Genomic DNA, 26,389 nt, shown 5'->3' with positions numbered 1-26,389 from the left:
CGTGCGGAAGGATGGACGCCATGCGCATCGTGGTACTGACCGGCGGCATCGGGGGCGCCCGTTTCCTGCTCGGCGTGCGGGCGTACGCCCGCGAGGTGGGCGCCGAGGTGACCGCAGTGGTGAACGTCGGCGACGATCTGCTGCTGCACGGGCTGAAGGTCTGCCCCGACCTGGACAGCGTGCTCTACACGCTCGGCGGCGGCGCCGACCCGGAGCGGGGCTGGGGCCGGGCGGGCGAGACCTGGACGGTGAAGACCGAGCTGGCCGCGTACGGCGCGGAGCCGAGCTGGTTCGGTCTCGGCGACAAGGACGTCGCCACCCACCTGGTGCGCACCCAGATGATCAACGCCGGCTACCCGCTGTCCCAGGTCACCGAGGCGCTGGCGGCGCGCTGGCAACCGGGCGTACGGCTGCTGCCCGCCACCGACGACCGCCTGGAGACGCACGCCGTCGTCACCGACGAGCAGGGCCGCCGTGCGATCCACTTCCAGGAGTGGTGGGTGCGGTACCGGGCCGACGTACCCACCGACCGGTTCGTCTTCGTCGGCGCCGACGCGGCGAAGCCCGCGCCCGGCGTGGTCGAGGCGATCGCCGCCGCGGACGTGGTGCTGATCGCGCCCAGCAACCCGGTGGTGAGCATCGCCCCGGTGCTGGCAGTGCCGGGTCTGCGGGACGCGCTGACCGGCGGACCGGCCCCGGTGATCGGGGTGTCGCCGATCATCGGCGGGGCACCGGTACGCGGCATGGCCGACCGCTGCCTGGCGGTGCTCGGCGTGGAGTGCAGCGCGGCCGGCGTGGGCGCCCTCTACGGCGCCCGGCCGGCGGGCGGGCTGCTCGACGGCTGGCTGGTCGCCCCGGAGGACGAGCGCACCGTGGTGCCGGACGTGACGGTCCGCGCGGCGCCGCTGCGGATGACCGACGAGGCGGCGACCGCCGCGATGGTGCGCGCCGCGCTGGAGTTGATGTGAGGCTGGAGATCCTGCCGGTGCCGGGCATCGGCGACGTGACCGAGGGCGACGACCTGGCGGCGCTGATCACCGGCGCGGCGCCCTGGCTGCGCGACCACGACGTGCTGGTGGTCACCAGCAAGATCGTGTCGAAGGCGGAGGGCCGGCTGGTCGACGTGCCGGCCGACGGCCCGGAACGGCTCGCCGAGCGGGACCGCATCCTGGCCGCCGAGACCGCCCGGGTGGTGGCGACCCGGGGCGAGACCCGGATCGTGCAGACCCACCACGGGTTCGTGATGGCCTCGGCCGGCATCGACGCCTCGAACGTGGACAAGACCCGGCTGGTGCTGCTGCCTGCCGACCCGGACGCGTCCGCCCGGGCGCTGCGCGACGCGCTACGGGACAGGTACGGCCTCGACGTGGCGGTGATCGTCAGCGACACCATGGGACGGCCCTGGCGCAACGGGCTCACCGACGTGGCGCTCGGCGTGGCCGGCATGCCGGCGATCCGCGACCACCGGGGCGAGGTCGACCCGTACGGCAACGAGCTGTTCGTCACCCAGATGGCGGTGGTCGACGAGCTGGCCGGCGCCGGTGAGCTGATCAAGGGCAAGTGCGACCAGGTGCCGGTCGCTGTGGTCCGGGGTTACCTCACCGCGACCCGGGACGACGACAAGGGCGCCCGCGCGCTCGTCCGCGACGCCTCGATGGACCTGTTCTCGCTCGGCACCGCCGAGGCGCGCGCTGCCGGTCTGCGGGCGGCGGCGACGCTCGCCGACCGGATCGGCGCCGAACCCGCGGAGGCGGACGCGGTGCGGCGGGCTATCGACGCGGTGGCCGACGTGGTCGCGCCGGGCACTGTCTTCACCCACGTCACCGACGACGAGGTACGCGACGGGCTCGCCGCCACGGTGCCCGGCTGGCCCGCCTCGGCCACCGGCCTGCTGCTCGGCGCGGCACCCACCCCCGTCGACCGGCCGGACCTGGTCCGGTTCGGCGCGGACCTGCAACGCCTGCGCGCCGCGCTGGCCGCCGAGGGGATCGACTCGACGTTGCTTCCACCCCCGTCCGGCAGCACCGCGAGCGCCACGCTGGCGCTCTGACTCCGGCGGGCGGGTCAGGCGTCCAGGACGGCCCGGCCCAGCGGGGTCAGCGTGTGCAGGACGGTGTTGCGGTCGCGTTTGCTGACCAGCAGCCCCGCGTTGCGCAGCACTGTGGTGTGCTGGCTGGCCGCGGCGGCGGAGATGCGCAGCTTGCGTGCCATCTCGCCGGTGGTGCAGCCGCCGTCGGCGGCCTGGAGCACCCGGGAGCGGGTGCGGCCGAGCAGGGCGGCGAGCGCCTCGCCCTGCGGTGGTTCCCCGGCGGCCGAGCCGGACGTCAGGCCGGCGAGCCGGTCGACCGGGTAGACCAGCACCGGGGGCAGGGTCGGGTCGACGAGCGCCACCGGCGTACGCGAGCAGAAGAACGACGGCACGAGCAGCAGTCCCCGGCCGTCCAGGTGCAGTTCCCGGGTGTCCGGATAGTCGAGCACCTCCAGCACGCCCGAATCCCAGCGCATGTTCGGCCGCAGGCTGGCCAGCAGCCCTTCGGCGCCGCCGTCGAGCATGGCGCGGGCACGCCGGGCCCGGTCCGCCTCGACCGCCGCCTGCACCCGGGACCAGTACGGCGCGACGGCCAGCGACTGGTACCGCGCCATAGCGCCGGTCAGGTGGCGCAGCGTCTCCGGCTCGCCACGAGCGAGCGCGGTGGCCGAGGACGGCAGGGCGTTCTCCCCGGTCAGCAGCGTCAGGTCGCGGCGCAGCATGTCGACAGGGGTGCCCCGGATTGCCTCCAGACCGGCCTGGAGGCCGTCCCGGCTGGCGAACGGGGTGAGGAAGTCGGGGAAGTAGCCGCGTGGCGGGTTGAGCGCGAGCAGGAGGCGGTACCGCTCGGCGTTGGCGTCGGTGCGCAGTCCGTGCGCCACGGTGCGCCGCCACGTGGTCATCATCGGGTCACGACCGCGCCCCTGGAGCAGGTGCAGGCTGAGGACCAACTCCCACAGGGGGTCCGCGGCCGGGGCGACCCGGGTCCGCAGGACGTCCTCGCCGGAGAAAACGATCTTCAACATGGATTGCTCCCGTGCGGACGGCGGGGGTGCCAGCCACACTCCGACTGTACCCGTCGGCACTAATCTCCATCTTTAAGCGTCAGGTGAAAAACCTCGACGCTGAGCGGCGGGTTCGGCAAACTCTCTGTTGCCTGCCGACGCCGGGGAGCAACATCGATCCGGACGCCGGCTGACGGGCGTGGCCGGGCGGCACCACGAGGGTCTGCGGCATCAGTCGCAGGGGTGCCGCCCGGCCCTCGCTCATCCGATCCAGAGCGCCACCCGATGGTCCTCGTCGGTGACGTAATAGCAGCGTCCGGCCAGCTCGGCCAGCCCCTCCACGTGATGGAACGGCGCCAGCTCCGCGACCACCTCCCCCTCCACCAGCGCGTCCCCGCCCGCGTCGTGCCGGAACCGCACGTGCCGGGAGGTCACCTCGCCGCCGTGCGGGTGGTCGTCCAGCAGCACCGAACCCTTGCCCAGCGCGTCGATCGACCCGGTCACCGCCGCGTAGCCGCCGTCGCCGGTCGGCGTGATCGCGCGGAAGCCGGCGAGCGCACCGGGCGGGGTCACACCGGTCAGCGCGTACGCCCCGAGCGCGCGCAGGTCACCCGGCCGCTCCGGGCCGGGGTCGTCGAACATCTCCGGTACGCCGGCCAGCTCGACGTAGACCGGCTCACCCTCGGCGGTCACCGGGAAACGCAGGCCGAGCAGCGCCGTACCGGCCGGTGTGAACGCCGCCGCCTCGACGTTGATCGGCAGGTCGTCGGCGGCGAGCCGGGTCACCCAGCTCTTGGCGCGGGCGGTGCCCCGGGCCAGTGTCTCCACGATGAACCGCTGCCGGACCCGGTCACCGGGCGGCAGCAGCGCCAGCGGGGCGGTGGCGAGCGCGTCGTTGACCGCCCGGTGGAGCCGGAAACGGTTGCGCACCACGTGCAGCGGCAGCGGCCCGGCCACGGCGTCGTCCTCCCGGAACCGGGCCACGAAGGCGCGCCGGGGCCGCAACGGGCCGCCCTTGGAGCCGAAGTGCGAGCCGAAGACGTACACCCAGCCGTCGTGGTGGGCGAGCGCCTCGCCGTCCTCGGTGCGGCCGTTCTCCCGCCCGGCGTCGGCGGCCACGTGGTGCGCGTCCCAGTGGCCGTCGTCGCGTTCCAGCAGCAGCGCCAGGCACTGTTCGACAGGCCCCTCGTCCAGCACCGTCCAGAAGCCGCGGCGCGCGCCGTACGCCCGCAGCAGCGCGGCCGACCGCACCGGCAGGAGGTCGCTCGCCTCGTTGCCGGCCACCAGGAACTCGACGAGTCGCAGGGTCACCGCGCCAGAGTACGAAGCCGGCGCTCGTAGAGTGTCCGGGTGCCTGATCTGATCCCGTACACCGAGCTGCACGCCGACGCCGTCGTGACGCTGAGCCGCTGGACGGCGACCAGCCCCGCCGCCGACGCGGCCCGGACCCGGACCCTGGCGCTGCTGGCCGACGGGCCGGTGGCCATGAGCCGGACGCACCGGGCCGGGCACGTCACCGCGAGCGCGCTGGTGCTCGACCCGGACGGCCGGGTGCTGCTCTGCCTGCACGGCAAGATCCGCAGGTGGATGCAGCTCGGCGGGCACTGCGAGCCCGGCGACCGGACGCTGGTCGCCACCGCGCTGCGCGAGGCCACCGAGGAGTCCGGCATCACCGGCCTGACCGTCGACCCGGAACCGATCGACGTGGACATCCACCAGGTCGCCTGCCAGGGCGGGTCGTTCCACTACGACGTCCGGTACGCCGCGCTGGCCCCGGCGGGAGCGGTCGAGCGGGTCAGCGCGGAGTCCGAGGCGCTCGGCTGGTTCCCGCCGGACCGGCTGCCCGAGCCGCTGGCCCACGCCACGGCCCAGCTCGTACCGCCGGCGCTCGCGGTGCTGGCCCGCCACGCCGGCCGCTGAGCGACGGCGCCCGACGAGCCGCCGGACGCGTTCCACTCCGGCGGCGCGGCGCGCGGCAAATCAGACCAGGCCCTCCTCGCCGCGTTCCTTCAGCTCGTCCACGATCTTCTTCACGTCCTGCGCGCGGTCGCGCGGGCAGACCAGCAGCGCGTCGGGGGTGTCCACCACGATCAGGTCGTGCACCCCGACGGTGGCCACGAGCCGGCCGGAGTGCGACACCACGACGGTGCCGGTGGTGTCGTGCAGCAGCACGCCCGGCTTCGCGTCCCCGCCCAGCACCACGTTGCCGACGCCGTCGGCGGGCAGCACCTCGCCGAGCGTGTGGAAGTCGCCGACGTCGTTCCAGCCGAAGTCGCCGGGCACGGTGCCGACCCGCCCGGCCGTCGCCGCGCCCTCCATCACGGCGTAGTCGACCGAGATCCGGGGCAGCGTCGGCCAGACCCGGCCGAGCACGTCGTCCTGCTCCGGAGTGCCCCAGGCCGCCGCGATGGCGGTGATCCCGGCGTGCAGCTCCGGCTGCTGGCGGGCCAGCTCGGCCAGGAAGACGTCGACCCGCCAGACGAACATGCTGGCGTTCCAGAGGTGCCGGCCGGAGCGGACGTACACCTCCGCCACCTCGGCGGCCGGCTTCTCCTTGAACTCGCGTACCGGGCGCAGCGGGCCGTCCCCGACCGGCTCGCCGGTCTCCAGGTAGCCGTAGCCGGTCTCCGGGCGCGTCGGGGTGATGCCCACAGTCATCAGCAGCCCCTGCTCCGCGCCTCGGATGGCCTGCCGCACCACAGCGGCCAGCCGGGCCGGGTCGCCGATCAGGTGATCGGCGGCGAACGAGCCCATCACCGCGTCCGGCGTCCGGGTGGCGATCACCGCAGCGGCCAGCGCGATCGCCGCGCAGGAGTCCCGCGGTGAGGGCTCGACCAGGATGTTCTCCTCCGGCAGGCCAGCCAGTTGCCGAGCCACCGCCGCGGCGTGCGCGGCCCCGGTGACCACGAGCGTGCGCTCCGGAGTGGTCAACGGCGACAACCGGTCGACAGTGGCCTGCAACAGCGAGGCGGGAGTGCCGGTCAGCGGGTGGAGGAATTTGGGATGGCCGGCACGGGACAACGGCCACAATCTTGTGCCGCTGCCGCCCGCCGGGATGACGGCGTAGAACATCAGCACATCATGCCCGAAGCGGGCGAGCCGTCACGGTCGGTCGCCCGGGAGTCAGGAGCGGGCCCGTCGCCACGCCGCGATGTGCACCTCGGCGCTGGACTCCCAGGTGAACTCCTTGGCCCTGTCGAAGCCGGCCTTGGCCAGGGACAGCCGCCGCTGGTCGTCGTCCAGCAGGGCGCCCAGGTCCGTGGCGATCTGGTCCGGGTCCTCGCTGGTGTAGGCCACCGCGTCGCCGCCCACCTCGGGCAGGGACAGGCGCGGCGTGGTGAGCACCGGGGCGGCACACGCCATCGCCTCCAGGATCGGCAGGCCGAAGCCCTCACCGTAGGAGGGGTAGGCCGCCACGAGCGCGCCGCCGAGGAAGCCGGGCAGGTCGGCGTAGCGCAGGTAACCCGGGCGCAGCAGCCGCAGGTGCGACGGCACCTCGGCCACCGCGCGGTCGATGTCGTCGTCGTGGCCCTGGCCGCCGGCCACCACCAGCGCGGGCGGGTTCGGCCGGTCGGCCACCGCCCGGGCCCAGCCGCGGATCAGGTTGGGTACGTTCTTGCGCGGCTCCTTGGCCCCGAGGAACGCGATGTAGCTGCTGTCGCCCAGGCCCAGGCGCGCCCGCACGCGTGCCTTCTCCTCGTCGCCCGGCGCGTGGAACGCGTCCTGGTCGACGCCGTGGTAGGCGACGTCGATCCGGGTCGGGTCGGCGTCCAGCAGCCGGATCAGCTCGTCGCGGGTGGCCTTGCTCGGCACGATCACCCGGCCGGCGCGGCGCAGCGAGGTCTTGATCGCGCTGCGGAAGAAGGTCCGGCGCGACTTGTCGTAGTGCTCCGGCTCGGTGAAGAAGGTCGCGTCGTGCACGGTGACCGTCACCGGGCAACCGGCCCGCAGCGGGCAGGTGTAGAACGGCGAGTGCAGCACCTCGGCACCGACCTGCTGGGCCAGCAGCGGCAGGCCGGTCTGCTCCCAGGCCAGCCGCGCCGGCCGGTGCGCCACCGCCGCCGGGGCGGGGATCACCTCCGCGCCGGGCAGCATCCGGGAGTAGCGCTCCAGGTCGGTGCGGAGGCTGACCACAGCCAGGTCGACGTCGGTGCCGCAGACCCGGCCCAGCGCGCCGAGCAGTCCGTCGACGTATCTACCGACGCCGCCACGGTCGGCGGGGACACTCGTGGCGTCGATGAGAACGCGGGGCGGGCGACCGGCGGTCACGGGGCGACTCCTCAGGTGGCGCGGTTGTGGGAAAGAACACTCTCGGCAAGCCTACGCCGGGCCGTGCGCCAAGCGCTGACCGCGACCCGACGGTACGCCGACTTGTCGCTGTCATCGAGTACGCACGCGGGGCGCGTATCGTTCGCGCCGATGGCCGACAACATTGCCCGGGTGTTCGCCGACGCGATCGCGCCCGACCCCACCCGACCGCTCCTGACCTGGTACGACGACGCCACCGGCGAGCGCACCGAACTCTCCGGGGCGACGCTCGCGAACTGGGTGGCGAAGACCGCCAACCTGCTCACCGACGAGGTGGGCGCCGCGCCCGGCGACGCGGCCGGGGTGCTGCTGCCGCCGCACTGGCAGACCGCCGCCGTGCTGCTCGGCTGCTGGTCGGCGAAGCTGACCGTGGTCGACACGCCGGGGCCGGTGGAGGCGCTCTTCGTGGCCGTCGACCGGGTGGACGAGGCGGCCGGTTGGCCGGCCGGCGAGCGGTACGCCCTGGCGCTCGACCCGTTCGCGCTGCCGATGCGGCAGGCGCCGGCGGGCTGCACGGACTTCGTCACGGCGGTACGCGGACACGGCGACCACTTCACGCCGTACCCCGGTGCCGGGGACGGGGACGCGGCGCTGCTGGCCCGCGCGCAGGCTCGCGCCACCGAGCTGGGCCTGGCCCCCGGCGACCGCCTCCTGGTCGACGTGACAGCCCACCCCGACCCGGTCGACTGGTTGCTCACCCCGCTGAGCGCGGGCGCCAGCGTGGTGGCCTGCGCCCACCCCGACCCGTCCCGCCTGCCCTCCCGCGCCGAAACCGAGAAGACTACGCAAACCCTGACCTGACTCTTCCCCTCCCGGGTCAGGCGGGGGTGGGGTGGCCGGTGGCGGAACGGCGCTGGGCGAGGGCGGCGAAGGCCGTGAGGGACTCGGGGTTGGCCAGGGCGCCCTTGGCCGCCGCGCTGTCCACAGGGGTGCCCGTCAGGATCTTCTTGACCGGCACCTCCAGCTTCTTCGCGCTCAACGTGCGGGGCACGGCCCGGACCTGGTGGATCTCGTCCGGCACGTGCCGGGGCGACAGCGCCGTACGCAGCTCCCGGCAGATCGTGCGCCGCATGTCGTCGTCGAGTTCCAGGCCCTCGGCGAGCACCACGAACAGCAGCAGCTCACCCACGCCGCCCTCGTCGTCCTCCAGGTGCACGACCACCGAGTCGACGACCTCGTCCAGCCCTTCGACCACCGAGTAGAACTCCGCGGTGCCCAGCCGTACGCCGCCCCGGTTGAGCGTGGCGTCGGACCGCCCGGTGATCACGCACCCGCCGCGCTCGTTCACGGTGATCCAGTCGCCGTGGCGCCACACGCCGGGATAGACCTCGAAGTACGCCTCCCGGTAGCGGGCGCCGTCCGGGTCGTTCCAGAACCCGACCGGCATGCTCGGCATCGGCTCGGTGATCACCAGCTCGCCGAGCTGCCCGATCACAGCGCCGCCGTCGGCCGAGCGGGCCTCCACCTTCGCGCCCAGCGCCCGGCAGGCGATCTCACCGGCGTACACCGGCAGCAGCGGCACACCGCCGACGAATCCGGTGCACACGTCCGTGCCGCCGGACAGCGACTGGAGCTGCAGGCGGTCGCTGACGTTCTCGTACACCCAGGTGAAGCCCTCGGCCGGCAGCGGCGCGCCGGTCGAGCCGAGGCCGCGCACCGCGGACATGTCCGCGACCCCGCGCGGCACCAGGCCGGCCTTGCGGCAGGCCAGCAGGAACGGCGCGGACGTGCCGAAGTACGTGGTGCCGGTGTCGGCGGCCAGCCGCCACAGCGCGCCCAGGTCGGGGTGGCCCGGGTTGCCGTCGAACAACACGATCGCCGCGCCCACCGCCGGGCCGGAGACCAGGAAGTTCCACATCATCCAGCCGGTCGTGGTGAACCACAGGAACCGGTCGGAAGGACCCAGGTCGTGGTGCAGCGCCAGCATCTTGAGGTGTTCCAGCAGGATGCCGCCGTGGCCGTGCACGATCGGCTTGGGCAGGCCGGTGGTGCCGGAGGAGTAGAGCACGTAGAGCGGGTGGTCGAAGGGCACCGGGGTGAACGTCAGCGGCTCGTCGGTGGGCGCCGCGAGCTCCGCCCACGGCAGCGCGCCGTCGGGGGCCGGGCCGTCCGGATCGAGGTACGCGATGGCGACGGTGTGCCGCAGCGACGGCAGCGCGGCCCGGATCGCGGCCACCTCGGCGCGCCTGTCGACAGGCTTGTCGCCGTACCGGTAGCCGTCGACGGCGACCAGCACCGTGGGCTCGATCTGCTGCCAGCGGTCGGTGACGCTGCGGGTGCCGAACTCGGGCGCGCAGGAGGAGAAGATCGCGCCGAGGCCGGCGGTGGCGAGCAGCAGGACGTACGTCTCGGGGATGTTCGGCGCGTACGCGGCCACCCGGTCGCCCGGCCCCACGCCGAGGCGGCGCAGCCCGGCCGCCACCCGGCGGACCCGCTCGCGCAGCTCGGCGGCGGTGAGCGTCTCCGGCGCGCGGGTCTGCCCGTGCGCGATCACCGCCGGGTCGTCGTCGCGCAGCCCCGGCATGCGCAGCACGTTCTCCGCGTAGTTGAGGGTCGCGCCGGGGAACCAGCGGGTGCCCGGCATGGCCCGGCCGGTGAGCGTGGCGGTCGGCGGGGTGTGCGCGACCACGTCGAAGAAGTCCCAGATCGAGCGCCAGAAGGCGTCCAGGTCGGTCACCGACCACTGCCACAGCCCGTCGTAGTCGGCGAACTCCAGCCCGCGGTGCTCGGCCAGCCAGCGCAGGTAGTCACCGATCCGGGACCGCTCCCGCACGTCCGCCGGCGGCTTCCACAGCACGTCAGCCACTGTTCCACCCTCCCCTGGGCCCGCCACGACGGTGTGCCGGGGCCGTGGCGCCATCTTGCCCTACCTCGTGCCGCCATTGTCCGTGCCGGGTGCGCCGTACGGGGCGTGTCCCGCCCACACCCCGCACCCCCGGCCGGTGTGGGCGGGCACCGGCTCAACCGGCGCGGTGGGCCTGGATCGCGCGGCGCCGGGCGAGCCGGTGCGCGCGCCGGATCTCGGCCTCCCGGAACCGGCGCTCGTCCTCCGGCGTCTCGGGCAGCACCGGGCGGACCGGCCGTGGCGCACCGCCCACGTCGACGCCCACGAAGACCAGGTACGCGGTGGCGACCCGCACCGGCTCCTCCTCGGCAGAGTCCCAGCGCTCGGCGACCACCCTCACCCCGACCTCCATCGAGGTCTGGCCGGTCCAGTTGACCTGAGCGTGGGCGTGCACGAGATCGCCCACCCGGACCGGCTCGGAGAAGACGATCTCGTCGATGGACGCGGTCACCGCGGTGCCGCCGCTGTGCCGCGCCGCCGCCGCGCCGGCGACGTCGTCCACGAATTTCATCAGTACCCCACCGTGCACGGTCCCGTACAGATTGACATCGACCGCGGTCATGATGCGACTGAGCGTGACGCGGGAGTACGACGTGGGCTTACCCGACGGGACCGCGGGATGATCTGTCATGCCGAAAACGGTACGGTGCGCGGATGCGACATCTCTGGAGCTTCCTCGCCGGGTTGGCGGTGGCGCCCGTCACCTGGGTGCTCGTCACGCTCGGTCAGGACGGATCTGAGCGGACCGTCGACCGCTGGGTGGAGATCGGGACGTACAGCACACCGAACCTGATCGAGCCGGCCGTCTATCTGGGCGTCGCCGGCATCCTGCTCGGTCTGCTCGGCACGTTGCGTTTCTCGCCGTTCGGCCCGCTGGTGGCCGGCCTGCTGCTCGCCGCCCCCTACGTCGGGCTGTTCGTCGCGCCGTTCAGCGTGCGGGACCGGGTGCCGGACGACCTGAAGCTGCTCGGTGACCCGCTGCCGCTGCGCGACCCGCTGGACAACGGCACCCTGTTCCTCATCGGTGTGCTGCTGCTGATGGCCGTGTTCAGCACGAGCCGGTGGCGGCGTCCCGCCACACCCCCGCCGGCCGGGGCGGAGCTGACCCCGGCCGCCGCGCCGGTGGAGCACAAGCCGACGCTCACCGACTGGCCCCCGGCCGACGCGCCGAAGGACCCGGACACGGCCCCGCTCACGCTGGCCTACCCGGAGACCCCCACCGAGCCCCTGCCCCGCCGTACCGGCGGCGAGTCGCCGTGGTCAGCGCCCCCACGCGGCAGCGGCCGGTCGGAGGGCACCGAGACCCGTTGACGAGCGCGGGCGGGCAGGTGTCACCTGCCCGCCCGCCCGAACGCCCTGCGGTCAGCCCTTCAGAAGCTGACGGGCCATCACGATCCGCTGGACCTGGTTCGTGCCCTCGTAGATCTGGGTGATCTTGGCGTCGCGCATCATCCGCTCGACCGGGTAGTCGCGGGTGTAGCCGTAGCCGCCGAGCAACTGGACCGCGTCCGTGGTGATCTCCATGGCCGCGTCCGAGGCGAAGCACTTCGCGGCTGCGCCGAAGTAGGTCAGGTCCGCGTCGCCGCGCTCGGACTTGCCGGCGGCGGCGTACGTGAGCTGCCGCGCCGCCTCCAGCTTCATGCCCATGTCGGCGAGCATGAACTGGATGCCCTGGAATTCGGCGACCGGCTTGCCGAACTGCTTGCGCTCCTGGACGTAGCCCTTGGCGTAGTCCAGCGCGCCCTGCGCGATGCCAACCGCCTGGGCGGCGATGGTGACCCGGGTGTGGTCCAGCGTCTTCATGGCGGTGGCGAAGCCGGTGCCCTCGGCGCCGATCATGCGGTCGGCCGGGATACGCACGTTGTCGAAGTAGACCTCGCGGGTGGGCGAGCCCTTGATGCCGAGCTTCTTCTCCGGGGCGCCGAAGCTGACGCCCGGGTCGGACTTCTCCACCACGAACGCGGAGATGCCCCTCGACCGGGCTGTGGGGTCGGTCACGGCGAACACGGTGTAGTACTCCGACACGCCCGCGTTGGTGATCCACCGCTTCACGCCGTTGAGCACCCAGTGGTCTCCGTCACGTACCGCCTTGGTGGTCATCGCGGCGGCGTCGCTGCCCGCCTCCGGCTCGGAGAGGCAGTAGGAGAACATGCCGTCCCCGGCCGCGACCGGGGTCAGGTACCTGCGCTTCAGCTCCTCGGAACCGGCCAACAGCAGCGGCATGGTGCCCAGCTTGTTCACCGCCGGGATCAGCGAGGACGACGCGCAGGCCCGGGCCACCTCCTCGATCACGATGGCCGTGGCCAGCGCGTCCGCGCCGGCACCGCCGTACTCGACCGGGATGTGCGGGGCGTGGAAGTCGGCCGCGCGCAGGGCCTCGTAGGACGCCTTGGGGAACTCACCCGCCTCGTCCGCCTCAGCGGCGTGCGGAGCCACCTTGGCCGCACAGACCTCACGTACCGCCTCCCGGATCGCCTCGTGCTCCTCCGGCAACCGGTAGACGTCGAACGACTGCTCTGCGGCCATGTCGGCCCTCCCCTTCCACCGCTATCATGCGCAGTCTGTGCCGCCCGGGGGCCGACGACTGCCGCAAACTGAAGGATAGCCACCGGTCCCGGCCGAACCTTACCGGCGGGTAGGCTCGCGCCCGAGCCTCGCCCGCCCGACCCGATTACCCTCACAGCAGACATCCAGTTCCCTCGGTGCCCGGCCTCGGCGCCCCAGCAGAATGCGACGCGTGGAAGCGCCGCCCAGTGCGAGCGGAGAAGACAGGCGTGACGATTCCGTACCCGAACACCCAGCCGATGCCCGCCATCGCCGCGGTGACCCCGCCGTCCGGCGCCGCCCGCCCGCGGGTGACCTTCCTCGGCACCGGCTACCTCGGTGCGACCTACGCCATCTGCTACGCCGAGCTGGGCTACGAGGTGCTCGGGTTCGACGTGGACGCGGACAAGATCGCCAAGCTGAACGCCGGCGAGGTGCCGATCCACGAGCCCGGCCTCGACGAGCTGCTGCGCCGCAACCTGGCCGCCGGCCGGCTGCGGTTCAGCACCGACATCCAGGAGACCGCCGACTTCGGCGACGTCCACTTCATCTGCGTCGGCACCCCGCAGCGGGCCGACGGCATGGGCGCCGACCTGTCGTACGTCGAGGCGTCCGTCACCAGCCTCGCCCAGCACCTGACCCGTAAGGCACTGATCGTCGGCAAGTCCACCGTGCCGGTGGGCACCGCCGAGTGGGTGGAGCAGCTCGTCGGCAAGCACACGCCGGCCGACCTCGGTGTCGAGGTGGCATGGAGCCCCGAGTTCCTCCAGGAGGGCTTCGCCGTCGACGACGTGCTGCGTCCGAACCGGATCGTGGTCGGCGTCAAGAGCGAGTGGGCCAACGGCATGCTCTTCGCCGCCCACAAGGGCGTCTTCGACCTCGCCGCCACCGAGGACCGCGAGGTGCCGCTGGTGGTCACCGACTTCGCCACCGCCGAGCTGGTCAAGGTCGCCGCCAACGCGTTCCTCGCCACCAAGATCTCCTTCATCAACGCGATGGCCGAGGTCTGCGAGGCGGCCGGCGGCGACGTCACCCAGCTCGCCCGCTCGATCGGCTACGACCCGCGCATCGGCAACCGCTTCCTCCAGGCCGGGCTCGGCTTCGGCGGCGCCTGCCTGCCCAAGGACATCCGCGCCTTTCAGGCCCGTGCGCAGGAGCTGGGCGCCGGTGAGGCGCTGCGCTTCCTGCACGAGGTCGACCTGATCAACCAGCGCCGCCGCAGCCGCGTGGTGCAGCTCGCCGCCGAACTGCTCGGCCGCCGGTCCGGCCCGGCCGGCCCGGACCTGTCCGGCACCCGGGTCGCGGTGCTCGGCGCCACGTTCAAACCCAACACCGACGACGTACGCGACGCGCCGGCGCTCGCGGTCGCCTCACTGCTCGGCAAGGCCGGCGCCGACGTGCACGTGTTCGACCCGCAGGGGATCGAGAACGCGCGTCGGGCGGTGCCCGAGCTGGCGTACGAGGAGAGCATGAACGACGCGGTCCGCGGCGCCGACCTGGTCTGCGTGCTCACCGAGTGGGCCGAGTTCCGCAACGCCGACCCGGTGGCCCTGGGCGAGCTGGCGAACGGCCGCAAGGTGGTCGACGGGCGCAACTGCCTCGACTCCACACTGTGGACACAGGCCGGCTGGGAGTACCGCGGCATGGGCCGGCCCTGACCCGCTGACCGGCTCGACCGGCCCGCCGGGGACACCTCCCCGACCGGGCCGGTCCTTTTTGTTGTCCGGAACGCGGCGGCAACTGTCGAAATCCCGGCCCACTCAAGGCATGCTGCCTCTGGGAGGTCCACAGTGCGAAGGCACGGGCGGACGGGAGACTGTCGTGGAGAGCTTCAGGTGCGCTTCGTGCGGGCAGGACATCAAGCCCGCCGTCGTCTGCCCGCACTGCGGCGCGCACCAGCCGCAGTGGGCCGAGCACCTGGCCGACATCGAACGCTCGATCGCCGAGATGAAGGCCCGCGACGCCGAGATCGCCCGGGAACAACGGCAGATCGCCGCCAAGATGCAGGCCGCCCTCTTCCAGCGGGACATCCTCGCGCACGCCGGTGAGGAACGGATCCGGCAGGCCACCCGGCCGCGCCGGGTGCTGCGCCGACGGGCCGGCCGCCGCCCGCCCACCGCTGCCACCGGCGCGCCGCCCCGGGTGCCCCGCCAGGGCACCCCGCCGCCCGGCCCGGAGGACCTGCCCCCGTCGCCGCCGCGCGGTCGCCCGCGCTGGCTCGACGCGGACGATCCGGAGCACCCGCCCGAGGCGTCCTCGCGGGAGGTGCAGAACATCCCGCTCGGGCTGGGCGCGCTCCTGCTCGGCGTCGCCGCGGTGGTCTTCGCCGCGGTCGCCACCAGCTCGATGGACGCGCTGGCCCGGCTCGGCGTGCTGCTGGTGGCGACGGCACTGATGCTGCTCGCCCCGCCGGTGCTCGCCCGGCGCGGGCTCACCTCCACCGCCGAGACCATCGCCGCTGTCGGGTTGCTGCTGGTGCCGCTGGCCGGGTACGCGCTCTGGGCCGTCGACCGGATCGGCGGCGACGGGTCGGGCGCCGCCTTCGCCGGGACGATCTTCCTGGTCACCACCCTCGTCGCGCTCGGATACGCGTACGGGACCGGTCTGCGCGCACCACGCTTCGCGACAGTGCTGGCCGCCCAGCCGGTGCTGCCCCTGCTGGCGTACGAGCGGATCACCGGGCCGGTCGGCTGGGCACTGGTGCTGACCGTGGTGGCGGTGCTCGACCTGACGCTGGCGCGTTCGGCGGTGGTACGCGAGCGGCCCGTCCGGCGTGACCTGCCCGCCACCGAGCCGGCGCCGCCCGGCCCGTCCCGGCAGCGCGCCGACGACGACCGACCCGAGTCGGCCCCGGAGGAGTCCGCCGAGGTGCTGGGCGGTGAGACGACGACGCCGGGTCCGGCCGCCACCGCCCGGCCGGTGCCCTGGCTGCCCGAGCTGACCTGGCTGCTGCACGGCGTGGCGGTCGCGTTGGCGCTGGCGTACGCGGTCACCGGCCTGCTGCGCGCCACCACCGTGCCGCCGGCCGCCGCAGCGGGCACCGCGCTGCTGCTCGCCGCTCTGGTCGCGCTGGCCGGGACGCTCGTGCTGCGCCGGCCGCCGCTGCCGGACGTCGGTGCCGCCATCCTCACGCTGGCGGTCATCGGCGCGCTCGGGCGGGTCGCCTCGGTGGCCCTGCCCGGCCGGTCCCTGCTCCTCATCTCCGCCGTCATCGCGCTGACCGGGCTCGCCGTCCGGGCCGTACCCGAGTCGGCCCGGCGCGGTCCACAGATCGCGTCGGCGGTGGCGCTCACGGTCAGCGGCCTGGTGGTCGCCGGCGGCGCGCTGCGCGCCGGGCTGGCCCCGGTCCGGGCCGCGTTGCCCGCCTGGTCGGCGGACCTGAGCGGATGGCACGCCGAACTGGCCCGGGCGGTCGGCCCGACCGGCTGGCAGCTGGCGGCCAGCGCGTTGCTGCTCACCATCGCCGCCGTGATCGCCCTGCCGGCCGAGATCCGGCGCGAGTTCGCGGTGGTCGGGGCGGCGCTCACCGCGCTCGCCGTACCCGCCTCGCTCGGTCTGGGCTGGGCGGCGGCCTGCTGGCCGATGCTGCTGACCGCGGTCGCGATCGGCGTGCTCGGCCTGACCGCCCGCACCGAACGGGCCGCGGTGGCGCACGCGGTGACAGCGGCCGGCCTCGGCCTGGTCGGCGCGGGTGCGGCGCTCGCCCGCCCGGGGCTCACCGCCGCCGCGCTGACGGTGCTGTTCCTCGCCGGGGCGCTGGTGTCCCTCGCCCCCCGGGTCCGGCTCGCCGCCGCGGCGACCGAGACCGTCTGCGCCTGGGCCGCGGGCGGCGCGGCGTTCGCCCTGCCCGGCGCCGTCGCCGCGTTCGTCGCCGCCACGGTGCCGACGCCGCCGGTCGCCACGCCGGCGAACCTGCGCGAGATCACCGTGCCGATCCTCGCGGCGAGCTTCCTCGCCGTCTGCGTCACGCTCGGCTATGCCGCCCTGGTGCAGGTGGCGCAGCGGCACCTGAGCATGCCGCACGCGCTCGGTACGGTGCTCGGCGCGGTGGCAGTCGCCGCCGCCGCGTTCGGCGCGCCGGGCACGACCTCGGCCGACGCCTGGGTGGGCGGGCTGCTCCTGGTCGCCGCCGCGTTGCTGGCGCTCTCCCCGCGCATCGACGCCGGCCGTCGCGCCGACATGTCTCTCGACGGGTCCGACCTGGCGCTGGCCGCCACCACCGTGGCGCTCGTCGCCACGCTGGCCCGGATCGCCGCGGTGCTCGCCCCCGGGGGCCAGCTCGTGGTGGCCTCCGCGCTGGTGCTGCTGGTGGCGGTGGCCGCGCGTGCGCTGCCCGAGGAGTGGCGGCGCGGCCCGATCCTCGGCATCGCCGCCGGCGGCACGCTGATCGGCCTGATCGCCGCCTGGAGCGCGCTGCGCGGCGGGCTCGGCGTGCTCGCCACCCCCGGCCCGATCTGGGCCGGTGACCTGACCGGCTGGCCGGCCGCGCCGACCGGCGGTTCGACCTGGCAGGCCCCGGTCGCGCTGGGGCTGCTGGCGGTCACCGCGGCCATCCTGCTGCCGCCACCCTGGAAGTACGACGTCTCCGGCCTCGCCGCCGTGCTCGCCACGGTGGGCGCCCCGGCCGCGTTCGACCTGCCCTGGTGGTCCCCGGTGCTGGTCGGCTGCATGGTGGCCACCGTCTACGGCATGGCGGCCGCGGCCTCCGTCGATCCCCGGGCCGCGCTGTCCCGGGCCACAGTGGCCGGGGTGGTGGCGCTGCACGCTGCCGGGGCCGGGCTGGTACGGCCGTGGACCACCGCGCTGGCGCTGGGCAGCATCGCCCTGATCGGCGCGACGGTGGCCGCCGTCGCGCGGACGCTCGCGCCGTCGCTCGTCGACGACGTACGCACCGAGGGCATGCCGCCGCACCTGGTGCAGGTAGGTGGCGCGGGCGCCGGAGCCGCACTGCTCGCGGCGCCCGGCGCGGTGGCCGCGCTGGCGGTCGAGTACGGCCGCCCACCGCAGGTGGTGCTCACCGCCGCGCTCGCCGCCGCCAGCATCGGTCTGGCCGCGATCGCGGCGGTACGGCGACAGGTGCCGCAGTACCTCCCGTACGCCAGCGTCGCCGTGGCCGGCGCGGCCACCGTCACCGCCGCCGCCGCGCTCGCGGTCGGGCTGCCGGCCGGCGTGTTCGCCGCCGCCGCCGCGCTGCTCGGTGTGCTCGCCGAACTGGTACGGGCCGCCACCGTGCCGCCCGCCGGTTCGGGCCGGCCGATACGCCGCTGGACCGTGCTGCTCAACGGGGCGCTACGGCGTGCCCCGGACGATCCGGAGCTGCGCTGGCGGGTCAGCCCGGCCGCCGGGGCGCTCGCCGCCGCGGCGCTGCCCGTCGCGCTGGCCCTGGCCACCCTGGCCCCTTCGCTCGTGGTGGCGTTGTTCTCGCCGTACGCGGTCCTGAAGCGGGTGTGGCAGGGACCGCCGCCGGAGTTGCTGACCCCGCCGCCGAGCGCGGTGAACCCCACGCATGTGCTCACCGCGTTGCTGCTGACCGTGACCGCGGCGCTCGCCGCCACCGGGTTCAGCGGCGGCCGGCGGTCCCGGGCGGTGCCGGTGATCCTGCCCGGGGCGGCGGTCACGCTGCTGATCACGCCGGTGGCGCTCGGCCGTGGCTGGCCGGTGACCGCGCTGGCCGCGCTTGCGGTGTTCACCATCTCGATGCTCGGGCTGGCGCTGACCCCGCCGCCGGCGCTGGCCGAGCCGGGCCGGTCGATCCGGGTGGCCCGGGTGCTGGTCTTCGCGCTCGGGCTCGCCGCCGGTGGCGCCGGGCTCGCCGGCAGCCTGGGCACGAGTGACATGACCGTGTTCACGCTCGGCGGGGCGGTCGGCGTGGGCACTGTCGCCGCGCTGTTCGGCACCACCCAGCGGGCCCGCATCCTGGGCTGGCTGTTCGGCTCGGTGATGGCGCAGCTGTTCGTGCTCACGATCGGTCTGAAGGCCGGGCTGGCGGCGGTCTGGTCCGCGTTCGGGGTGCTCGCGGTCGGCGCGGCGTTGCAGGTGTTCGCCGCCACGCTGCCCCGGCTGCGCCGTCCCGAGGCGTACCGGGAGGCGGCAACCGTCGAGTGGAGCGGCTACGGGGCGGCGCTCATCGCGCTGGCTCTGGCGTACGACTCGCCCCGGCACATCGCCGCGCTGCTAGCCGCCTGGGGCGCGGTCCTCGGGGTGGCGGCCAGCCGTCCGGGGCGGCGGCCGATGGAGCGCAACCTGCTGTTCTGGGCGGTAGTGGCCTGCGAGATCAGCGCCTGGTGGATCCTGATGCGGGTGGCCGACGTGGCGCTGCCGGAGGCGTACACGCTGCCGTTCGCCGCGCTCGCCCTGCTGGTGGGCGTGCTTCAACTGCGGCACCGGCCCGACCTGTCGAGCTGGGTGGCGTACGGCCCGGCGCTGGTCACCGCGTTCCTGCCCACACTGGCGATCGTGATCGCGACCGACTCCAGCATGCTGCGTCAGGTGCTGCTGCTGCTCGGTGCCGTCGCGGTGCTGATCTTCGGCTCGACCAGCCGGCAGCAGGCCCCGGTGATCGTGGGTGCGACGGTGACCGCGATCGCTGCCGTACACGCGCTGTTCAGCCTCGGCCCGTGGCTGGTGCTGATCCCGGTCGGCATCGTGCTGCTGGTGCTCGGCGCGAGCAACGAGCGCCGCCGCCGCGCTCAGGAGCGCCTCCAGACCGCACTACGCGGCATGCGGTGACCCGGTCGGGTCGGCCCTGGCCCGGCCGGGTCGCGTCGGCTCGCCGCGCGCACCCGCTGTCACGCCGACCAGCCTCGCTTCCTACCCCGGCCGGCGCGATGTCCCCGAGGGCTCGGGTTCGCCCACGGTCCGCAGCGCCTCCGCCCTATCGCGCGCAGCTCAGTCACAATCCGTGTCGGCGGGCCACGCCAGGGGCGGCTTTCCCTTCCGCCTTTGCTCTGCACCCACGGGCGCAACGATTACCCGTCGTGACGAGAGCCGTCGCCGCTCCAATTTGCGACATCACCTGAACCGCAGGTCGGAGCCGTGCTGCGTCAATGGCGGCAGAGCAAAGTCGACGGAGGGCACAAATACCCGCCAGCCCGCCAGCCACTTTGAGTGACCGAGAGCCCTGAATACCCAGAGTGAGCAGACCCGGCCGCCGAGCCGGTCGAGGGCGGCGGCCACAGCCGGTGGCGTCGCGCCGCGCGGTCAGGTCAGGGAGGCGCGCAGCGCGGCTTCCTTCTCGGCGACCAGGTCCTCCAGGCTCGCCTGGTAGGCGGCCATCTTCTCGCGCAGCACCGGGTCGGAGGCTCCCAGGATGCGTACCGCGAGCAGGCCGGCGTTGCGGGCGTTGCCGATCGACACGGTGGCGACCGGCACGCCGGCCGGCATCTGCACGATGGACAGCAGCGAGTCCATGCCGTCCAGGTACTTCAGCGGCACCGGGACGCCGATCACCGGCAGCGGGGTGACCGAGGCGACCATGCCGGGCAGGTGAGCCGCTCCGCCCGCGCCCGCGATGATCACCTGGACACCACGGCCGGCGGCGGCCCGGCCGTACTCGATCATCTTGACCGGGGTGCGGTGCGCCGAGACCACACCCACCTCGTACGGCACGCCGAACTCGTCGAGCGCCTCGGCGGCGGCCCGCATGACCGGCCAGTCCGAGTCGCTACCCATGATCAGCCCGACGGTGCTCATCACTGCCCCTCCTGGAGCCAGCGGGCGGCACGCGCGGCCCGGGCCCGTACGTCGTCGAGGTCGTTCCCGAGCACCGTGACGTGCCCGATCTTGCGGCCCGGGCGGACCTGCTTGCCGTACAGGTGGACCTTGGCCCCGGGCTCGGCGGCGAACAGGTGGTGCAGCCGCTCGTCGACGGAGATGCCGCCCGGCTCGCCGCCGAGCACGTTCGCCATCACCACGACCGGCGCGGTCAGCGAGGTGTCCCCCATCGGGTAGTCGAGGACCGCCCGCAGGTGCTGCTCGAACTGCGAGGTGCGGGCCCCCTCGATGGTCCAGTGCCCGGAGTTGTGCGGTCGCATCGCCAGCTCGTTGACGACCAGCCCGGACGGCGTGTCGAACAGCTCCACCGCGAGCAGGCCCACCACACCGAGTGCGGTGGCGAGGTCGATGGCGAGCTGCTGCGCGGCGACGGCCTGCTCCTCGGGCAGGTCGGGCGCGGGCGCCAGCACCTCGACGCAGATGCCGTCGCGCTGCACCGTCTCCACCACCGGGTAGGCGGCGACCTGCCCGAACGGCGACCGCGCGACCTGTACGGCCAACTCCCGGCGCAGCGCCACCCGCTCCTCCACCAGCAGCGGCGTGCCACCGGCGAGCAGCGTGGCGGCCAGCTCACCGGCCTGACCGGCGTCGTCGACCATCCAGACGCCCCGACCGTCGTAGCCGCCCCGGGCGGCCTTGAGCACCACCGGCCAGCCGGTCTCCTCGCCGAAGGCGATCAGGTCGGCCGGAGACTCCACCGGACGCCAGGCGGGGTTCGGTGCGCCCAGCTCGCCGAGCCGTTCCCGCATCACCCGCTTGTCCTGCGCGTGCACCAGCGCGTCAGCCGGCGGGAACAGCTTCACACCCTCGTCGGTCAGGGTGCGGATGTGCTCGTTCGGGACGTGCTCGTGGTCGAAGGTGACCACGTCACAGCCCTTGGCGAACGTGCGCAGCGCGGCCAGGTCGGTGTGGTCGCCGTACTGGACGTCGGCGGCGACCAGCGCCGCGCCGTCGTCCGGGGCGAGCGCCAGCACGCGAAGCGACTGGCCGAGAGCGATGGCGGCCTGGTGGGTCATCCGGGCGAGTTGGCCGCCACCCACCATGCCCACGACGGGGAGACCGGTACGGGAGTCCATAGCGCCGCCAGCCTATAAGGGCCGATGCCGGGCCGGACCGTGAGGGCGTACCGGCCCCCCACTCGGCTCAGCCGAGCTGCGCGATCAGCTCCTCGACGCCGGTCACCGGGCGCTGACAGACGAAGCCCCGGCAGACGTACGCGGCGGGCTTCCCGTCCACGAACGGCCGCCCGGCCAGCAGCGGCACACCGGGCTGGTCCGGTGCGCCGGCCACCACCACCGCGCCGGGCGGGGCGTGCCGCCGGGCGGCGGCCACCAGCGGGTCGCCCTCCGGGTCGCCGGTCGCCACCGCGATCTCGTACGGCCCGGACAGCAGCGCCTCCCCGACGGTGGCCGCGTACCCGGTGAACCGGGCGTGCCGGTCGACGATCGGCGCGACTGTCGACAGCGTCTTCTCGGCCGCCTCCCGGTAGCGCGTCTCCCCGGTCAGCGCCGCGTACGCCACGAGCGCCGCGACGATCGCCGAGCGGCCCGACGGTGTCGCGTTGTCGGTCGGGTCGGCGGGCCGGGTGACCAGGCGCTCGGCGTCGTCGGCGGTGTCGTAGAAGGCACCCTCGGGCCCGGCGAACCGGGCCAGCGCCACGTCGAGCAGCTCACCGGCCAGTGTCAGCCACCGCCCCTCGCCGGTGAGCTGATGCATCGCGCAGAACGCCTCGGCGACGCAGCCGTAGTCCTCCAGCACCCCCGCCGGCTGACCCACGACCTTGTCCCGGGAGACCCGCCGCAGCCGCCCGTCCACGAGATGCACGGTGGCCAGGTGCTCGGCGGCGTCCCGCATCGCGCCGTCGGAGACGATAAGCACGCCGTCCATCAGGTTCGCGTCCTCGTCGTCGGGCGACACGAGGAGCGCCGCGACCTGCTGGAATTCGGCGATGGCGGTGATCGCGAGCCCGTTCCAGGCGGCCACCACCTTGTCGTCGCGGGCCGGCTGGGGCCGGGTGTCGCGGGCGGCCAGCAGCCGGCCCACCACGTCCTGCCAGCGGGCCCGCACCGCCGGGTCGGCGTCGTCGACGTCCCGCGCCAGCCGCAGCACGCTGGTGCCGTGCTCGAACGTGCCGTCGGTGGTGACGCCGAACAGGTCCGCGGCGAACCGGCCGTCGGCCTCCCCCAGCACCTCGATGAGCTGGTCGGGCGTCCAGGCATAGGTGAGCCCCTCGACGCCGTCGGTGTCCGCGTCCAGCGCCGAGGCGAAGCCCTCACCGGCGCGGTGCAGCTCGTCGGCGAGGAACCGGGCGGTGTCGCGGGCCACCCGGCGGGCCAGCCGGTCGCCGGTGAGCCGCCAGAGCTGGGTGTAGACCCGCAGCAGCAGCGCGTTGTCGTAGAGCATCTTCTCGAAGTGCGGCACGGTCCAGTGGCCGTCCACCGAATAGCGGGCGAAGCCGCCGGCGAGCTGGTCGTTGAGACCGCCGCGAGCCATCGCCTCGCAGGTGTGCCGGACGATCTCCAGGCTGCGCGCCGAGCCGGTGCGCTGGTGGTGCCGGAGCAGGAAGAGCAGGTTCATGTGCGGCGGGAACTTCGGCGCGCCGCCGAAACCGCCGTTCGTCTCGTCGTACTCCCGGGCGAGCTGACCGGCCGCGGCGTCGAGCAGTTCGGCGGTGAGCGGGGCGGTCACGCCGCCGACGGCCTGCGCGCCGCCGATCGCCTCGACCACGGCGGCGCCCTGCCGCAGCACCGCCTCGCGCTGGTCGCGCCAGGCGGTGGCGACCGAGCCGAGCAGGCGGATGAAGTTGGCCCGGGGGAAGTACGTGCCGCAGAAGAACGGCGTGCCGTCCGGCGTGGCGAAGACGGTCATCGGCCAGCCGCCCTGCCCGGTCATCGCCTGGGTGGCGGTCATGTAGACCGCGTCGACGTCGGGGCGCTCCTCCCGGTCGACCTTGACGCAGACGAAGTCGTCGTTCATCAGCCCGGCCACTGCCTCGTTCTCGAACGACTCGTGGGCCATCACGTGACACCAGTGGCAGGCCGCGTAGCCGACCGAGATCAGCACCGGCACGTCGCGCCGCTTCGCCTCGGCGAACGCCTCGTCGCACCACGGCCACCAGTCGACCGGGTTGTCGGCGTGCTGGAGGAGATAGGGCGAGGTGGCCTGGGCGAGTCGATTCACCACCCGACCCTATCCACCATCGCCTGACGACGCCGCCGGTGCGGCCGGGTCAGGAGACGCCGTCGGCGCGCAGCGGGAAGACGTTGCCGCGGGCGGAATCCCGCAGGGACGCGAGCACCGCGGCGATCTTGTCGGCCGGCATCGGCTTGAAGAAGTGGTAGCCCTGGGCGGCGGTGCAGCCCAGCTCGGCCAGCGCGGTGCGCTGCTCGGCGGTCTCGACACCCTCGGCCACCACCCGCAGCCCCAGCTCGTGGGCCAGGCCCACGGTGGTCCGGACGATCGCCGCCGCCTCCGGCGAGTCGGCCATCCGGAGCACGAACGAGCGGTCCACCTTCAACTCGTCGACGGCGATCCGGGTGAGGAACGTCAGCGACGAGAACCCGGTGCCGAAGTCGTCCACGGCGAGCTGCACGCCCATGGTGCGCAGCGTGGCCAGCACCTCGTCGATGACCTCCAGCTCGCTCATCACCACCGTCTCGGTGATCTCCAGGACGAGCCGGTGCGGCGGCACCTGGTGGCGGCGCAGCGCCTCCTCGATCTCGGCCGGCAGCCGCGGGTCGAGCAGGCTGCGCGCGGACAGGTTCACCGAGATCGGCACGTCCAGCCCGTCCCGCGCCCATCCGGAGGCGACCGCCAGAGCCTTGTCCAGCACGTACCGGGTGAAGCTGCCGAGCTGCTCGCTGTTCTCCACCGGGCGGATGAAGTCGGCCGGGCCGAGCCAGCCCCGGCGCGGATGCCGCCACCGGATCAGCGCCTCCACCCCGGTCGGCGCGCCGGTCGCCAGGTCCACCGCCGGCTGCAACGCCAGCACCAGCTGGTCGTCGGCGGCCAGCGCCTCCCGCATCTCCGCGAGCAACGCCAGGTGGTCGGTGCTCGCCGCGTCGCGCGAGCTGTCGTACGCGGCGACGCTGCCGCCGCCCTCCTTCGCCTGGTACATGGCGATGTCCGCCCGCCGCAACAGCTCGGTCAGGTCGGCCGCGCCCGCGTCGGCCACCACCACGCCCACCGCCACCTCGACGGACATGCGCACCCCGGCCACCTCGGTCGGTGCGGCGAGACGCTCGGCGACCTCCCGGGCCTGACGCAGCGCGTACGCCAGCGGGGCCGCGCGGTCCTCGACCAACGGAACCGAGGTGAGCAGCAGGGCGAACTCGTCGCCGCCGAGGCGCCCGAGCAGGTCGCCCGGCCGGGTCAGCGCGGCGAGCCGGTTGGAGGTGAGCCGCAGCAACTGGTCGCCCGCCGAGTGCCCCAGCGTGTCGTTGACCTCCTTGAACTGGTTCACGTCGAGCAGCAGCAGGGCCACCGGGTGGTCGTGTGCGCGCTGCCGCAGCGCCTGGTCGCCCTTTGCGAGCAGGGCGGCCCGGTTGAGCAGGCCGGTGAGCTGGTCGTGCACCGCGTCGTACGACGAACGGGCGGTGACCAGCCGCAGCTCGCGGTGCGTGGCGGCGTCGTGCAGCGCGGCGGCCAGGGCGTCCCCGAAGGCGGCCACGCCGTCGCGTTCCCGCGCGCTCGGCGGGGCGGACCGGGCGAACCGCACCCGCAGGCGGCCGACCTCGGCCGACCCCACCGCGAGGCGCCGCACCAGTTCGTGCTCCCCCACGCCGACGCCGGCCGACGGTTCCACCTCCCGGTCGCGTACCTGGCCGCCGCGGTCGGCCCGGTAGCGGCGCCAGCGCCCCTCTCCCCGGACCACGTCGACCTCGACCAGTTCCGCGCCGAACAGGGTGAGCGCGCCGGTCACCGCGGCGGTCGCCACGCCGCGCTCGTCGAGCTGGTTGAGTGCGGCGGTGGCCTCGGCGAACGCCCGCCAGGTACGCCGTTCCTGGTCGGCCCGGAGCCGGTGGCGGTAGGTCTGCTGGAGCAGCCAGAGCGGCGGCGGCAGGAGCAGCAGCCAGCGCGCGTCGAGTTCGAGCAGCGCGACGACCACCAGGCCGACCGCCACGTTGCCGACGAACATGAGCAGCTTGCCGTGCAGCGCGGCGAGCAGCGGCGGGCCGATGGCGATGCCGTGCCGCAGGGCGAGCACGACGGCGCCCAGGAAGGCGGTGGTCAGCAGGTAGGTCACCGCGGCGGCGGTGAGCGTGAGCGCCAGCTCCGGGGTGGGCGCGGCGAGCAGCGGCGCGCCGAGTGCGGTGGCCACTGCCGCGGCGAGCGCGGTGGCGGCGGTGAGCGAACCGGCGATCCCCACCAGTTCCAGGGCGGGACGGCGGTCGGAGACCACTGACATCACGGTCCAGGCGGCGCCCACGCCGAGCAGGGCCGCAGCCGGGAGCCAGCCCGCCGGCACCAGCCAGAGGCAGACCACCAGCGCGGCCTCACCCCAGGTGATGCTCACCATGCCCGAAGCGCTGCGGAAGCGCAGCCGGGCGAGCTGGGCCACCGCGAACGCGGCGACGGCGATGCCGAACCGCGCCGGACCCGGCAGTGGATGACCGGCCGGCAGGTGCGACGGGACGGTGAGGCCGAGTACGGCGGCGAGCAGACCGGTCAGCGCGACCGCGACGGTGAGCAGGACCACGCCCGTCGGTGTCCCGCGCAGGCCGATCCGGTCGGGGGAACGGCCGACCGGCTCGGTGGTCACGGGGCCGCCCCGTCGACGGGTCGGGCCGGGGCGTGGCCGGGCGCCTGGGCATGGTCGGGGGCCGGTGCTGCCATCGACATCGGCGTACCCCTTCCGCACAGGGTCCCGGGGCCTGACGGTCCCCC

General features: G+C 74.3%; 18 protein-coding genes. 7 read left to right on the top strand and 11 right to left on the bottom strand.

All coding sequences use genetic code 11. The features are described from left to right. Window positions 1–20 precede the first annotated feature (20 nt). Window positions 21–968, top strand: coding sequence for a 2-phospho-L-lactate transferase (cofD, locus tag ACFYON_RS02555; RefSeq protein ID WP_354865026.1), 948 nt, complete (start codon window positions 21–23; stop codon window positions 966–968). Further along, window positions 965–2,050, top strand: a complete 1,086-nt coding sequence (locus tag ACFYON_RS02550) for a coenzyme F420-0:L-glutamate ligase (RefSeq protein WP_354865024.1) — start codon at window positions 965–967, stop codon at window positions 2,048–2,050. The genes cofD and ACFYON_RS02550 overlap by 4 nt, the downstream gene beginning before the upstream one ends. Window positions 2,051–2,064: 14 nt before the next feature. Here ACFYON_RS02550 and ACFYON_RS02545 read toward each other — a convergent pair whose 3' ends face one another. Then, window positions 2,065–3,054, bottom strand: coding sequence for a winged helix-turn-helix domain-containing protein (locus ACFYON_RS02545; protein WP_354865023.1), 990 nt, complete (start codon window positions 3,052–3,054; stop codon window positions 2,065–2,067). A gap of 240 nt (window positions 3,055–3,294) precedes the next feature. Continuing rightward, complete coding sequence (locus ACFYON_RS02540) at window positions 3,295–4,344, bottom strand: hypothetical protein (RefSeq protein ID WP_354865021.1); 1,050 nt, start codon at window positions 4,342–4,344, stop codon at window positions 3,295–3,297. Window positions 4,345–4,383: 39 nt separating this feature from the next. Between ACFYON_RS02540 and ACFYON_RS02535 the strand changes: the two genes are divergently transcribed. After that, window positions 4,384–4,953 carry an NUDIX domain-containing protein gene (locus ACFYON_RS02535; protein WP_354865019.1) on the top strand — a complete coding sequence of 190 codons (570 nt, stop codon included), beginning with the start codon at window positions 4,384–4,386 and terminating at the stop codon, window positions 4,951–4,953. 60 nt (window positions 4,954–5,013) lie between these two features. Here ACFYON_RS02535 and ACFYON_RS02530 read toward each other — a convergent pair whose 3' ends face one another. Both ACFYON_RS02530 and ACFYON_RS02525 read right to left on the bottom strand, forming a co-directional pair. Further along, window positions 5,014–6,105 (bottom strand): sugar phosphate nucleotidyltransferase, encoded by a 1,092-nt coding sequence (locus ACFYON_RS02530; protein WP_354865017.1) that lies wholly within the window; start codon window positions 6,103–6,105, stop codon window positions 5,014–5,016. Between the two features lie 51 nt (window positions 6,106–6,156). Further along, a complete protein-coding gene (locus tag ACFYON_RS02525) occupies window positions 6,157–7,302 on the bottom strand; it encodes a glycosyltransferase family 1 protein (RefSeq protein ID WP_354865015.1) in 1,146 nt (381 codons plus the stop codon). A 150-nt stretch (window positions 7,303–7,452) separates the two neighbouring features. Here ACFYON_RS02525 and ACFYON_RS02520 point away from each other — a divergent pair, with 150 nt between their 5' ends. After that, a complete protein-coding gene (locus ACFYON_RS02520; protein ID WP_354865013.1) occupies window positions 7,453–8,142 on the top strand; it encodes a TIGR03089 family protein in 690 nt (229 codons plus the stop codon). Between the two features lie 16 nt (window positions 8,143–8,158). Here ACFYON_RS02520 and ACFYON_RS02515 read toward each other — a convergent pair whose 3' ends face one another. Together ACFYON_RS02515 and ACFYON_RS02510 are read right to left on the bottom strand one after the other, a co-directional pair. Then, the gene (locus tag ACFYON_RS02515) at window positions 8,159–10,147 is read right to left on the bottom strand and encodes an acetoacetate--CoA ligase (RefSeq protein WP_354865011.1); all 1,989 of its coding nucleotides are present in this window, start codon (window positions 10,145–10,147) and stop codon (window positions 8,159–8,161) included. Between the two features lie 154 nt (window positions 10,148–10,301). Next, window positions 10,302–10,817: an acyl-CoA thioesterase gene (locus tag ACFYON_RS02510; RefSeq protein WP_354865009.1), complete on the bottom strand. Its 516-nt coding sequence runs from the start codon at window positions 10,815–10,817 to the stop codon at window positions 10,302–10,304. Window positions 10,818–10,840: 23 nt separating this feature from the next. Here ACFYON_RS02510 and ACFYON_RS02505 point away from each other — a divergent pair, with 23 nt between their 5' ends. Next, window positions 10,841–11,497 (top strand): hypothetical protein, encoded by a 657-nt coding sequence (locus tag ACFYON_RS02505; protein ID WP_354865007.1) that lies wholly within the window; start codon window positions 10,841–10,843, stop codon window positions 11,495–11,497. Between the two features lie 51 nt (window positions 11,498–11,548). Here ACFYON_RS02505 and ACFYON_RS02500 read toward each other — a convergent pair whose 3' ends face one another. Then, complete coding sequence (locus ACFYON_RS02500; RefSeq protein ID WP_354865005.1) at window positions 11,549–12,712, bottom strand: acyl-CoA dehydrogenase family protein; 1,164 nt, start codon at window positions 12,710–12,712, stop codon at window positions 11,549–11,551. 248 nt (window positions 12,713–12,960) lie between these two features. On the opposite strand from ACFYON_RS02500, the gene ACFYON_RS02495 reads away from it, so the two are divergent. Together ACFYON_RS02495 and ACFYON_RS02490 are read left to right on the top strand one after the other, a co-directional pair. Continuing rightward, window positions 12,961–14,388 carry a UDP-glucose/GDP-mannose dehydrogenase family protein gene (locus ACFYON_RS02495; RefSeq protein WP_354865003.1) on the top strand — a complete coding sequence of 476 codons (1,428 nt, stop codon included), beginning with the start codon at window positions 12,961–12,963 and terminating at the stop codon, window positions 14,386–14,388. 163 nt (window positions 14,389–14,551) lie between these two features. Then, window positions 14,552–19,459, top strand: coding sequence for an SCO7613 C-terminal domain-containing membrane protein (locus ACFYON_RS02490; protein WP_387320485.1), 4,908 nt, complete (start codon window positions 14,552–14,554; stop codon window positions 19,457–19,459). Between the two features lie 471 nt (window positions 19,460–19,930). On the opposite strand, the gene purE is transcribed toward ACFYON_RS02490, so the two are convergent. From purE to ACFYON_RS02470, 4 genes are all read right to left on the bottom strand, one after another. Next, entirely contained in the window at window positions 19,931–20,422 is a 492-nt protein-coding gene (purE, locus tag ACFYON_RS02485; protein ID WP_184682217.1) for a 5-(carboxyamino)imidazole ribonucleotide mutase, read from the bottom strand. Beyond that, window positions 20,422–21,579 carry a 5-(carboxyamino)imidazole ribonucleotide synthase gene (locus ACFYON_RS02480; protein ID WP_354864998.1) on the bottom strand — a complete coding sequence of 386 codons (1,158 nt, stop codon included), beginning with the start codon at window positions 21,577–21,579 and terminating at the stop codon, window positions 20,422–20,424. The genes purE and ACFYON_RS02480 overlap by 1 nt, the downstream gene beginning before the upstream one ends. 67 nt (window positions 21,580–21,646) lie before the next feature. Further along, entirely contained in the window at window positions 21,647–23,683 is a 2,037-nt protein-coding gene (locus ACFYON_RS02475) for a thioredoxin domain-containing protein (RefSeq protein WP_354864997.1), read from the bottom strand. A 49-nt stretch (window positions 23,684–23,732) separates the two neighbouring features. Beyond that, on the bottom strand, window positions 23,733–26,264 hold the full coding sequence (locus ACFYON_RS02470; RefSeq protein ID WP_387187270.1) for a putative bifunctional diguanylate cyclase/phosphodiesterase: 2,532 nt from the start codon (window positions 26,262–26,264) through the stop codon (window positions 23,733–23,735). Window positions 26,265–26,389 lie beyond the last annotated feature (125 nt).

Source organism: Micromonospora sp. NPDC005686 (assembly GCF_042871665.1).
Taxonomy (GTDB): Bacteria; Actinomycetota; Actinomycetes; order Mycobacteriales; family Micromonosporaceae; genus Micromonospora.
Note: the sequence above shows the minus strand (reverse complement) of the source record. Positions and strands in the feature narration are given on the sequence as shown.